This window comes from Bradyrhizobium cenepequi, assembly GCF_020329485.1.
Classification (GTDB): Bacteria; Pseudomonadota; Alphaproteobacteria; order Rhizobiales; family Xanthobacteraceae; genus Bradyrhizobium; species Bradyrhizobium cenepequi.
The window spans coordinates 1-11,603 of record NZ_JAGKJI010000026.1; the positions used below are offsets into that span (position 1 = coordinate 1).

Annotated in this window: 13 protein-coding genes; 5 read left to right on the forward strand and 8 right to left on the reverse strand. The window is 62.1% G+C overall.

Features of this window, described 5'->3' with window-relative positions:
• A partial coding sequence (tnpA, locus tag J6497_RS24700) for an IS66-like element accessory protein TnpA (RefSeq protein WP_225706886.1) occupies window positions 1-419 on the reverse strand: 419 nt, incomplete at its 3' end.
• Between the two features lie 357 nt (window positions 420-776).
• Here tnpA and J6497_RS24705 point away from each other — a divergent pair.
• Entirely contained in the window at window positions 777-1,067 is a 291-nt protein-coding gene (locus J6497_RS24705; protein ID WP_225706887.1) for a hypothetical protein, read from the forward strand.
• A gap of 52 nt (window positions 1,068-1,119) precedes the next feature.
• Here the strand turns inward: J6497_RS24705 and J6497_RS24710 are convergent, their stop codons facing one another.
• Both J6497_RS24710 and J6497_RS24715 read right to left on the reverse strand, forming a co-directional pair.
• On the reverse strand, window positions 1,120-2,079 hold the full coding sequence (locus tag J6497_RS24710) for a LysR family transcriptional regulator (RefSeq protein WP_225706888.1): 960 nt from the start codon (window positions 2,077-2,079) through the stop codon (window positions 1,120-1,122).
• A gap of 137 nt (window positions 2,080-2,216) precedes the next feature.
• On the reverse strand, window positions 2,217-2,714 hold the full coding sequence (locus J6497_RS24715; protein WP_312010356.1) for a MarR family winged helix-turn-helix transcriptional regulator: 498 nt from the start codon (window positions 2,712-2,714) through the stop codon (window positions 2,217-2,219).
• A gap of 243 nt (window positions 2,715-2,957) precedes the next feature.
• Between J6497_RS24715 and J6497_RS24720 the strand changes: the two genes are divergently transcribed.
• Together J6497_RS24720 and J6497_RS24725 are read left to right on the forward strand one after the other, a co-directional pair.
• Window positions 2,958-4,541 (forward strand): porin, encoded by a 1,584-nt coding sequence (locus J6497_RS24720; protein WP_225706889.1) that lies wholly within the window; start codon window positions 2,958-2,960, stop codon window positions 4,539-4,541.
• A gap of 365 nt (window positions 4,542-4,906) precedes the next feature.
• The gene (locus J6497_RS24725) at window positions 4,907-5,377 is read left to right on the forward strand and encodes a MarR family winged helix-turn-helix transcriptional regulator (RefSeq protein WP_225706890.1); all 471 of its coding nucleotides are present in this window, start codon (window positions 4,907-4,909) and stop codon (window positions 5,375-5,377) included.
• A gap of 51 nt (window positions 5,378-5,428) precedes the next feature.
• Here the strand turns inward: J6497_RS24725 and J6497_RS24730 are convergent, their stop codons facing one another.
• The 4 genes from J6497_RS24730 to J6497_RS24745 form a co-directional block, all read right to left on the reverse strand.
• Window positions 5,429-6,514 carry an amidohydrolase family protein gene (locus tag J6497_RS24730; RefSeq protein ID WP_225706891.1) on the reverse strand — a complete coding sequence of 362 codons (1,086 nt, stop codon included), beginning with the start codon at window positions 6,512-6,514 and terminating at the stop codon, window positions 5,429-5,431.
• Between the two features lie 97 nt (window positions 6,515-6,611).
• Window positions 6,612-7,487 (reverse strand): helix-turn-helix domain-containing GNAT family N-acetyltransferase, encoded by an 876-nt coding sequence (locus J6497_RS24735; protein ID WP_225706892.1) that lies wholly within the window; start codon window positions 7,485-7,487, stop codon window positions 6,612-6,614.
• A 127-nt stretch (window positions 7,488-7,614) separates the two neighbouring features.
• Window positions 7,615-8,586: a Bug family tripartite tricarboxylate transporter substrate binding protein gene (locus J6497_RS24740; protein ID WP_225706893.1), complete on the reverse strand. Its 972-nt coding sequence runs from the start codon at window positions 8,584-8,586 to the stop codon at window positions 7,615-7,617.
• Window positions 8,587-8,628: 42 nt separating this feature from the next.
• Window positions 8,629-9,315 (reverse strand): cyclase family protein, encoded by a 687-nt coding sequence (locus tag J6497_RS24745; RefSeq protein WP_225706894.1) that lies wholly within the window; start codon window positions 9,313-9,315, stop codon window positions 8,629-8,631.
• Window positions 9,316-9,483: 168 nt separating this feature from the next.
• Here J6497_RS24745 and J6497_RS24750 point away from each other — a divergent pair, with 168 nt between their 5' ends.
• Window positions 9,484-9,651, forward strand: a complete 168-nt coding sequence (locus J6497_RS24750) for a hypothetical protein (RefSeq protein ID WP_225706895.1) — start codon at window positions 9,484-9,486, stop codon at window positions 9,649-9,651.
• Between the two features lie 236 nt (window positions 9,652-9,887).
• Entirely contained in the window at window positions 9,888-10,280 is a 393-nt protein-coding gene (locus tag J6497_RS24755) for a c-type cytochrome (RefSeq protein ID WP_225706896.1), read from the forward strand.
• A gap of 27 nt (window positions 10,281-10,307) precedes the next feature.
• On the opposite strand, the gene J6497_RS24760 is transcribed toward J6497_RS24755, so the two are convergent.
• On the reverse strand, window positions 10,308-11,480 hold the full coding sequence (locus J6497_RS24760; protein WP_225706897.1) for a LysM peptidoglycan-binding domain-containing protein: 1,173 nt from the start codon (window positions 11,478-11,480) through the stop codon (window positions 10,308-10,310).
• Window positions 11,481-11,603 lie beyond the last annotated feature (123 nt).

Genomic DNA, 11,603 nt, shown 5'->3' on the forward strand with positions numbered 1-11,603 from the left:
AGCACGTCCAGAACCCGGCGCAGTGCCGTCGCATCGACACCGTCGTCGACGATCACGCGAGACCCGCACATCAGCACGATTTCGATCCGCCCCGGCACCGCAGCCGGGCATGGCGCAGGAATAACCTGCGCCGGCAATGGTGGCGCATCGCTCGCCGAAGATTCGCCGCCGATGATCGCCGGTGCAAAAACGGTCGCCTCATCGGCCTCGACGAGTCGGCCCGCTCGGGCCAGTCGGCGCCACGTGAACAATTGGCTCGCAGACAGCCCGTGCCGCCGCGCCGTCACCGACACAAGCCGCTGCCCGCTATAGCTCTCCGCTACGATCCGTTGCTTCTCTGCCAATGTCCAACGGCGGCGCGCACCCGTCGAAATCACGTCGAGCCTGGAAACCTTCGAAATAGGCGTATGGTTAGTCATACGCCTATGTCTTCACCGCCTCCTCACATCACGCAAGGCGGCCCCCGCCGGAGGGATACGGATGTTCTACCTACTGGTCAGGATGTTCTTCTTTCCCGACTCGTTTGGACGCGATCAATAGTCGCTGCGCCGGGTGCATAACTGCAATGCGGTCCGATTTCTGCGATTTGCGCACAAGTCTTTCAAGCGCTGTGCGCTTTTTCCGAATCGGTCTTCCGCGACAGCTCTGCTGTCAGATCAGTTGCAGCCATTGCGAGTTGAGCGGGCATGTCTCCCACACGATTGAAAGAACCACGCTGTTGCGTGGGCGATGATTGCTGCCGTGATCCTCATTCAAGGCATTTACGGAGAAACAAGATGACCAGCCTCAAGACATTCGTCGCCTCGGCCATGCTGCTTTCGGCTCTGGCGGCGCCGCCGGTGTTCGCGCAGGCCGCGATTCAGGAGCCCGGCCTGCAGGCATTCTATCACCCCAACTCGGACGTGCTGAACTCGGGTGCGGTGGCAAACAGGCTTGTGAATGATGCCAGCGCCTATGCGGCAATGGAGGGCGATCGTGCTTCCTCCTGCGCACAGCGGGTCAGGTCGCACAATTCCGGATCGCGCGCCGTTGCTGCAGCGGACAATCGGCAGCTTCGCTGCCAATGACGCATCGCTGAACATCGAACGACAGTGCGGGCCTGCTTCGGCGGCCCGCGCTCTACGTGGTGAGAACTGGAGCGCTTCGATCGCTTGCCTGGACCCGGACCTCGCCTGGGTCCGCAGAAAGCATGGCTCGAATTTCTCGCAGCCCCTCCAGAAGGAAATTCAGGACCACGCGCGTGCGCGGTGCAAGATGACGGCGTGAGGAGTAGACCAGACTGAGCGGAATGTTCGGCGACGGGAAGTTGCGCAAGACACGGACGAGCTGGCCGCTGCGCAGATCATCGAACACGTCGACCAGCGAGAGATAGGCAATCCCGTATCCGCTTCTCGCCGCCAGATGCACGGCGCTGGCGTCGTTGGCGAGAAATCCTCCCGACACGCGGAATTGCCGGGGCCCTTCATTGGTCACGAACGTCCACATGTCCGAGTTTTGGCTGGTGGCGTGCACGATGCAGGTGTGCTGCGCAAGCTCGGCGGGCAGAGAAGGTTCGCCATGCTTTTCGATATAGCTCGGCGCCGCGACGGCGACGCGCGAGATCGTGCCGGCATGACGAACGATCAGCGATGCGTCTGATATCTCGCCGGCGCGCATCGCAAGATCGAGACGATCTTCGATCATGTCACCGATCCGGTCGCTCACCACCAGCTCGACCTTCAGCTCCGGGTGACCCGCGAGCAGCTCGGGCAGACGTCGGGCAAGGAAGCGACCTGCGGTACCGGTCACGCCGACCCGGACCAGCCCGATCGGCGAGGCGCTCTGTCGTCCCACAGCCGTCAGCATGTCCTCGACGCCGTCCAGTATCGGTCGTGCCAGGAGGACAAGCATCTGCCCGTCATCGGTGAGGCTGATCTTTCGCGTCGTGCGATGAAACAAGCGAACGCCGAAGTGCTCTTCGAGCTGCGAAATCTGGCGGGCGACCGCAGCCTGGCTCACATCACGCTCGCGCGCGACAGCAGAAAACGACCGGACTTCCGCTACGCGTACGAGAATGCCAAGGCTGCCGAGAAGGTCCATGGCCGCTGTGCTGGATCATGATCCGATCGGACGGAATCGGATCATGATCTCATCTCTCTGTTTGAGCATGACCTTCCTGCGCAAACGCTTCGCGTTTGTCGCGAGGAAAACCGGTTTCCACTTTTCCGGATCATGCTCTAAGGCCCCGCGACCTTCAGGCGTGCTTTCTTCAGCCTTTCCTTGAGAGAGAATAGTTTTCCGCTGAGCTCATCGAGCTCGCCGGGCGCGAACTCCGCGAAGATAAATTCGTTCAACGAATCCCGTCGCGGCGCCAATCCTTCCAGATGCGCCAGCGCCCGATGCGTCAGGGACATGTTGACGATTCGTCCGTCTCGTCGCGACGTCCGTCTCTGTATCAGACCCTGCTTTTCAAGGATTTTTGACTGTGTTGTGACAAATGACGCTTCGACGTTCAAAATTTTCGAGACGTTGCCGACCGACAACTCATTGTCCTCGCCGGCATCGGCCAGCACCAGCATGATCTTCCATTGCGGTCCGGTGATTCCGAGCGTTTTCGCCCAGGAATGATAGAGTTCATCGAGAGATGCATGGAGCGATGCTATTTCCCTACCCAACAGTCGAATAGAGTCTCGCTTCCTCATTGCGAATACATTCGCTCCGCTCATTGGTGCCATGTCACCGAGTGTATCTTGGCTGCAACAAGATCGATTTAGTTGGCATTGGATAAGGGTGTTATCTAGATCACGTCACATAAGTTCGTTACGGATGCTCGGGCAAGGGGCTGGTCGGCTCGGCGCGATAAATTTTCCGTCAGCTTGAGACACTTGTAATTGGGCATTCCGCGAGAGCGATGGGTCTCAGGCCGCTCGTTCCGCATCGACTGACACCAGCCCGTCAGATCAGGAGGTTGCAATAAAATGACTGTCGTTAGGACATTCGTACTTGGTGGGGCGGCGAGCCTCATCACTCTGGCGGGCGCGCAAGCGGCCGACCTTCCGGTGAAGGCGAAAGCCGTCGAATACGTGAAGGTCTGCTCGCTGTACGGCGCCGGCTTCTGGTACATCCCGGGCACCGACACCTGCATGAAGATCGGTGGCTATCTGCGCGTGGATGCGACCTTCAACGGCGGCGTCCATGGCACGCCGGCCTGGAACGGCGACACCGGTCAGGACAATCGGTATCGCAACTACTTCGCCGCCCGCTCCCGTATGGCGCTGACGGTCGATACCCGCACCGCCACCGAATATGGCGTGGTCCGCACCTTCGGCCAGGCCGACTTCCAGTTTTCGACGCTCGGCAACAGCACCTACAGCCCGAACTCGATCAACAGCTCGCTGCCGGTTGCCGGCTCGAACCTGCTTGACACTCCCGGCGGCGGCTATGTCGCAGTCGAGTATGTCTTCATTCAGTTTGCCGGTTTCACGTTTGGTAAGTCTGCCTCCGCCTACGCAACGCCGTGGCAGGGTTTCCCGGGCAACATCAACTCCAACCTGCTGGGCGGCCAGAACACCGACACCGGCGTGAACAACATCCAGTACACCGCGCAGTTCGGCAACGGCATATCGGCCAGCATCGGCTTGGACGATCCGACCGTCTGGGATCGCACCGCGGTCTACAACCTGTCGCTGCCGCTGAACACGACGTTCAATTCCGGCAACGCCTATGCGGGCGTTCACGCGCCTGACGTGGTCGGCAACATCCGCATCGACCAGGCCTGGGGTCTGTTCCAGATTTCGGCCGCGGCGCATGAAGTGAGCGGCTCCTACAACACGCTCAACGCACTCGGCGCTCCTGCCGGCGGCGTCGGTCTGCCTGGTGCGGCGCCGACCGCGGCGTCCGAGCTTTCCGGACACCCTGACAGCAAGTGGGGTGGTGCGGCGATGATCGGTGTGAATATCAAGAACATTCCGACCGGCGCTGGCGACGACATCAAGTTCGACGCGAGCTATGCCAAGGGTGCGACCAAATATGTGATCGGGACGTCCTCGTCCTCGCCGAGCTTTGCGATGTTCGGCGGCAGCAGCGCCTTCGGCGCGTATCAGAGCATCGGCTTTGGCGCGACCACCGACGCTGTCTACCTGCCGGTGGCGGCTGGCGGCGATGGCTCGCTGCATCTGACGGAAGCCTTCGGCATCCGCGGCGCCTTCAACCACAACTGGGATCCGTACTGGTCGACCAGCTTCTATGGGAGCTATTCGGCGGTCCGGTATGACGGTGCGGCAAAGGCGTTCATGTGCGCTAACTACACGACGCCCGGCAAGGCCGTCAGCGCGGACTTTGTCTGCAACCCCAACTTCAACGTGTCGCAGCTCGGTGCCGTGACCCGCTGGACCCCGGTCAAGAACCTGACCTTCTCGGCCGAATTCCAGTGGTTCCACCTCGACCAGGGCTTCCAGGGTACCGCCATCCTGGGCCCGTCGGCGCCCAAGCCGGCCGCCCGCTACGAGTTCAAGGATCAGGACACGTTCCAGCTCCAGCTCCGCGCGCAGCGTAACTTCTGAGGACAAGGAGCCGCGGCATGTCTGCGGCTCTCCCAACGTCAACAGAGACCTGCCGCAAACAGATCTTCGTGTTGACCTCCAGGGACCTCCGGCGATGCCCCGCCGGAGGTCTTTCCATTTGACATGACATATTGTTCACGTGACATGGTGTCCGCGCGACATATTGTTCTTGCGCGCGATCCCGCATTTGCTCATATTTTGTGCAGAGCCGTCCGATCGATTTTGATTTTCGCTCTGGCGTTTCCTGCAGCAGCCGATGCAGCATCGTTCGCCCCGTCGGTGCTCCGGGCCGCTTCCACAAGGGGTAGTCGGGAACGCCGTTGGTCACGCCCATTCTGTCCCGCGAGCATATTGAACCAGCAGAAATGTCTTACCTTGACGGTTCCCTTGGCTATGCGCTCCATCGGGCTCAACTGGCGGTTTTTGAGGGAATCCTTCGGTGCTTCGCTGAGTCCGAGGTAACGGCTGCCGAATTCCTGGTGCTGGTGGTGGTGGCGGAGAACCCCGGTATCAACCAGGCCGATCTCGCCAAGACCCTCGAAGTGGAGCGACCGAGGATCGTTCCGACCCTCAACAGCCTGGAAAAGCGCGGGCTGGCCAAGCGGACACAGGTCGCGGAAGATGCGCGCATCAGGCAGATCCATCTCACCAAGAGCGGCCATCAGCTCGTGAAGGTGCTGCAACGCCGCGCCCGCGACCATCAGAAGCGGATCATGGCGCGGCTCGATGAAACGGAGGCAAGGGTGATCCTCTCCTGCCTCTGGAAACTTGCCGGGCGGGATTGCCCGGCCGAAGAACGCATCCGTCGGAATGGCGCTCACGTTCGCGGCGTCTAGTCTAAGGTCTTCGCCACGAAGATCGGCTTCGCTGCCCGCTGACGATCACACCTAGACGTTGACCAGCTTCGCCGCGGTACGGCCCAGAATGTCGGCCTTTTCCTCATCGCTCAGCGACGTGCATGCGAAGATGTGATCGACTGGCTGCAACTGCCACGGATAGGGATAGTCGCTGCCCAGCACGAGCTGGGACGCGCCGACCTGCGCGGCCAGATGCCTGATGGCCTCCGGCGTGAACACCAGCGAATCGAAATAGATCTGCTTGAGATATTCGGTCGGGCGCTTCTTCAGCTTGATGTCGGAGTTGCAATTGGCCGGGCTGACCAGGCAGGCATGATCCGCACGATCGGCGTAGGAGGGCAGATAGCCGCCACCATGGGCGGCGATGATCTTCAGGCCGGGGAAGCGGTCAAACGTGCCTTCGAAGATCAGGTGCGCCAGCGCAATGCTGGTCTCGGTCGGATAGGCAACGAGGTTGGAGAGCCAGCCGTTGCCGGCAAGATGCTTGTTCAATTCCGCGATCCCCTGCGGATGGATGAACAGGGGCACGCCAAGCTCTTCGGCCTTGGCCCAGACCGGGTGAAATCTGGAATCGGAAAACGGCATGCCATTGATCATGCCGCCGATGGCAGCGCCTTTCAGGCCCTGCTTCTTGACCGCCGTCTCCAATTCCTTGACGGCGAGATCGGGCGCCTGCAGCGTCAGCGATGCGAATGCCGCAAAACGGTCCGGCTTGGAGGCACAAAGCTCGGCCAGCTTTTCGTTCTGGACCTGCACGATCTTGCCTGCGAGCTCGCGATCGCGGTTGTACCAGAACGGATTGATCGACAGCACTTCCATGTCGACCGCTTGCCCGTCCATCGCCGCGAGCCGCTGATCCACATTGATGAAAGCTTCCTCGGCGCCGCGTACCGGCGGGACCTGGGCCTTGCTGGCATCATTGGCCAAGAGTGCGCCGGCTTCCCGGACCTGACAATGCGCGTGAACATCGATGGTCTTCACACGCTTGCCGTTGACACTGACCGGCAGCGTCTGGCGCGCCGGCTGCTGTGCGTGTGCACTGCGCAAGAGACCGCAACTGCAGAACACGATGCTGGCGGCAGCGCCGCCCTTCAAGAAGTTCCGACGGGTGGTCACGAAAGTTCCTCCCAGTTTTATTATTTTATGCGCGCAAGGTAAGGTAGAACAGCCGACCTCAGCAAGGCAGGCAGTGCGCGCCGCATACGGCAAATTTTCAGAGCTGCTTCTCGAAGAACGTGTCCGGATACGGATCGTCGTTGAACCGCTCGATCTCGTTCCAGCCGCTGTTGCGATAAAGCTGCTGCGCCTCGGGCAGCGCGCTGTTCGTGTCGAGACGCAGGGCCTTGATGGACAATTCGCGGGCGATGTCCTCGGCGGCGTTCATCAGACGTCGCGCGAGTCCAAGCCCGCGCGCGGACGGCGCGACCCACAGCCGCTTGATTTCCGCGATCTCGCCGCCACCGCCCTTCAGTCCGACGCAGCCGATCGGCAGGCCGTCCGACATCGCGACGAGGAATGCGCCCCGCGGGCGGATCATATCCACAGCCTCCGGGTCGCGGGACAGCGACACGTCGAAGCCGTTCGCGAAGCGGCGTGAGAGCTCGGCATAATATTCGCCGAGGCAATACCTCGCGTCATCGCGTCTCGGGTCCGCTTCCTCGAGCACGATGCGGCCGCGCCCGAGCGCGGAAGCGACAAGGTCCATCGCGCGCAGAAGTTCTTCCGGGCGGGCGTGGCGGGTCAGGAAGTCCTTGGCCTGGGCATTGGAGAGCGCTTCATAGGCGCGGAATTCGGAACGGCCTGCCTTGGTCAGCCGGGCGACGCGGCGGCGTGCGTCGTCAGGATGCGGTATGGTCTCGATCAGGCCGTCGTCTTCCAGGCCGCGCAGCAGGCGGCTCATCAGGCCGGAGTCGAGCCCGAGATATTCGCGGATCGCTGCAACGTCTGACTGCCCATGCCCGATCGCGTTGAGCACGCGGGCGCTGCCGAGCGGGCGGCCGCGTCCGAGAAAGGAGGTGTCGAGCGCGCCGACCTCGGAGGTGACGGCACGGTTGAAGCGGCGGACACGAGCGATCGGGTCGAGCGTCATAATATCTGACTTTAGTCAGATAAATTATCGTGTCAATCGAGGATGACGCTCTGGCGCTGCTTCATGCTGGTCCTCACGTCAGGCGCGGTCACACTGGCTTTATGCCGGCCTTTGCAATGACGTCACGCTATTTCGGCACTTCATCATCGATGCGCTTTCTCATGCCGTCGGGTCCGTTGGCGATGACCTCGAAGCCATCATTGCGCAACCGCCCGGCGATCTCCGGCGTCTTCAGGATTCCGATCGACTTGGCCGATAGCAGTTCGATGATGGCCGCTGGCGTTTTCGCGGGCGCAAGAAAACCTTGAAACGTGTCGGAGATGAAGTCCTTGTAGCCAAGCTCGACCATGGTCGGAACGTCAGGCAGATCGAACCAGCGACGCGCGCCGGTCACGGCCAGCGCCTTGAGCGCCCCCGACTTGATGTGCGGATGCGCCGGCGGCAGCGCCGCAAAAGCGACCTGCGTGGTTCCGGCAAGGATCGCCTGGATCGCGGGCCCCGCGCCCGAGAATGGCACATGGGTCAGATTGACCTCGCCGACGATCTTGAAGATTTCTCCTGACAAATGCGGTGTCGTTCCGATGCCGGGGCTCGCATAGTTCAGTTCGTTCGGATTGGCCTTGGCGCGCGAGACGAGATCGGCAACCGAGTTCACGCCGAGACCCGGGGCCACCAGGATCACGTTCGGCGAGGTGCCGAGTTCGGCGATCGGCGCAAAATCCTTGTACGGATCATATGGGATCTTGGCGTAAAGCCCGGGATTGACGACATAGGCGCTCGAGGTGACCAGTAGCGTATAGCCATCAGCCACTGCATGGGCGGCAATCCCGATGCCGATATTGCCGCCGGCACCGGGACGGTTCTCGACCACCGCCGTGCCTCCGATCGCCTGGCCGAGATGGGTCGCCAGGATGCGCGCGATGATATCGGTCGGTCCGCCCGGCGCGAACGGCACGATGATTTTGATCGGGCGATCGGGATAGCTCCCCGCGCTCGCCGGTCCTGGCCTGAAGCTTGCGCCTGCTACCAGGCCGACGAACGTTCCACCGGCGCGCAGGATCTCCCGGCGCGACCGGTGTTGGTATTTCCTCTCCTGCATTTTCTTTTCCTGTTCTGTCCCTAAAGCGGGATGCTTGACGCTCTACATGTCGAATACCGCGACCGCGCGGATCGGCGAGGCTGTGCCTTCGCGCCATTTCATCGGCAGGCCGATGAAGGTGAATTGTCCCTTGCCGAGCAGCGCTTCGAGATTGCAAAGGCTCTCGATGTGGGTGATGTCCAGATCGAGGCATGCTTTGTGCACCAGCAGATTGATATCACTGTCCGGTCCCGGCCGCATCGAATCGATGCCGAAATGCACGATGCCTTGGCCCGCGAGCCACTCCGTGGCGGCGACGTTCACGCCGGGATTGTCGGTCGAATAGGCCTTGCGCGGAAAGGTGCGTTCGTGGTGGCCCGTGCATAGCAGCACCGTGCCGCCCTTCGGTATGCCGACGCCAGCCTGCCGCACGGCCATCTCCAGATCGGCGGGCGAAATCTCGGCGCGCGGCGCGATGTGCCGCAGATCGAGGCAGATGCCCGGCACGATGCATTTTTCCAGCGGGTACCGGTCGATCGATATGCCACGCGGGCCGAAATGCCTGGGCGCGTCGATATGGGTTCCACCATGATCGGCCATCGAGATGAACATCGACGACAGTCCGTACACATTTCCGGACTCCGACAGGGCTTCTTCATGTGTCTTCCACATGCCGTGTATGATCGGCGGATGGCCAGGATAGCTCGGCGTGCGATGATAGAGTTCGCGGCTGAGATCGACGATTTTCATGAGGTGCACCTTCCTGGGTGGGAGCCGCCGTCATCCTACGTTTGGTGAACGCGCCCCTCAATGCGTCATTACAATGCGAACGAATCGGCGGGCGCGCGTCGCGTTAACCTCATCCATTTACAATCCGTAAACACCTCCAAGCGCAGCCTTCGCGCCGGAGGTGCTGCGATGCTCATCTATCCCGTACCGGTCGAGGTGACGAAGGCGAGGGTTCAGCTGCTTGCCCATCAGATGGAAAGAGCCCCACCTCGTATCATCAATGAAGCCGTGCTCGACGTCTTCGCGGTCAAGAACAAGGTCGAGCGCGACGCTGTTGCCGTCGACATCAAGGCGTAGAGCGCGCTGACGTTTCCTCGCATCGTCATCGCGCGCCATCTCTTCGCTCGCGCCTGAGCCCAGCGTCATCTGCCGCTTGCGCCGCGAAACGGCCGGTCTCCACGCTGCGCTGACGCGGCATCTGCGCGACCTCCAATGCTGCAGGGCAGCAGCGGCGGACCTATCGGCGCGCTCGGCCGTTGATGGCAGGCCATCCGACAAATGGTGGCGCCATCGTTTGCTGCGAGGTCGCACGAATGAAGCGGCAACTTGTCATTGCGCTTGGCGGGCTGACATTCCTGCTCGCGCTGTCCGCTTCCGGGCGACTGGCGGCGCAAGGCGGTGATACGTCGGGACAGCAGTTGTTCAACAATGCTTGCCGGACGTGCCACACCATCAAAGAGGGGGACAACCGCATCGGCCCCCATCTGCACAACATCATCGGCCGCAAGGCCGGCTCGTTGCCGAACTATCGCTACTCCGAGGCGATGCAATCTGCTGATTTCGTGTGGGACGAAGACAAGCTCGGACGCTTCATCGAAAATCCGGACGCGCTGGTGCCGGGCAATGGCATGACGCCCTATACCGGGGTCCGCTCCGTCGAGGACAAGGCGAAGATCATTGCTTTCCTGAAACAGTCCAGTCAATGAGCCGCGCCTTGTCGCGCAGGCGCGTCTTCACTGTGCCGGCACGACGAAGACCTGGCCGGGATAGATCCGGTTGGGATTGCGGATCTGCTCCTTGTTCGCCCGGTAGATGACGGCGTAGCGCTGGCCTGCGCCGAACGCGCGCTGGCTGATGCGCCAGAGGCTGTCACCGCGGGAGACGGTGGCGGTCGTGATCTTCGGCACCACCACGGCGGACGGCGAGCCCTTGTCGGACGGAACTGTTGTCTCGGCAGCGGCCGGTTGCGGCTTGGTGTCGGCAGCTTCCGAGGGCCTGGCCTGCGCCGATACCGAGGCGGTGGTCAGCGTGCCCGGAACGTTGAACGCCACCTCGGCGCGCGCACGGACCGCGCCGGAAGCAGGCTCCACCTCGTCCAGCCTGATCCGGTAGTTGCCCGCTGCCACGCCGGCATTGATCGCAACGGAGAGACGTCCATTGTCGTCCGACGTCACGGCGGCGACAAAGCTGTCGTTGAGATAGAGCCTCACCGCAGCGCCCGGTCGCGCGCGGCCGCTGATGCGGAGCTTTCCGCCGGGCTCGGTCTCGACCGCTTCCACCACGATCACGCGCTCCGTCCCCGCGCCCGGAGCCGGGGCGAGATCCTGTGAGAGTACCTTCACAGGTTTGTCCGGCGCTATCAGCGCCACGATCGGCTGCTCCTTTGCGGCGGGCTCGAGCGCCACCGCAACGCTCTGCTTGGACGCGATGTCCTTGCCGTCGGGCTGCTTGACGCGCAGGGTCAGATCGTAATTCCCCGGCGGCAGCGGACGCGGGATCATGGCGAATTGTCCCGATTGATCGGCGACGATGCGATCGTGAAGTTCGCCGTTGCGCAACAGCTCCACCATTGCACCCGGCGTCGCCCGACCTGCGATGACCGCTTCGCCTGTTGGCTCGATGCGGACGACGTCGAACTCCGGCGTGCCGTCGCTGCTGGCCGGCCCCGGAGGCAGTCCCGCGAGCGCGGTTGCGAGGTTCGCTGCCTCCGATTGCAGGGTCGAAAGAGCCGATGGTGTCTGACCTCGCTCGCCCGGTGGCGAATCGGGCACAGTAGCCGTGGCGGACCTGGTCTCGACCGGCGGGGTGTGCTGCGCGGGAGGGATGAGGAAGAAGAGCGCGATGACGGCGGCGACGGCAAGTGCCAGGATCGGCACGACCATTCGGCTTATCGACGTGGCGCTCATGATCTTCATCCGTTTGGCCGAATCGCCTGATGGCGCGGCCTTCAGCATATCGGGAACAGTGCTCCGATCTACTCAGTCCATCAAGTAGCCATCAAGTAGCCTTACGGATTGGTCAATCTGACT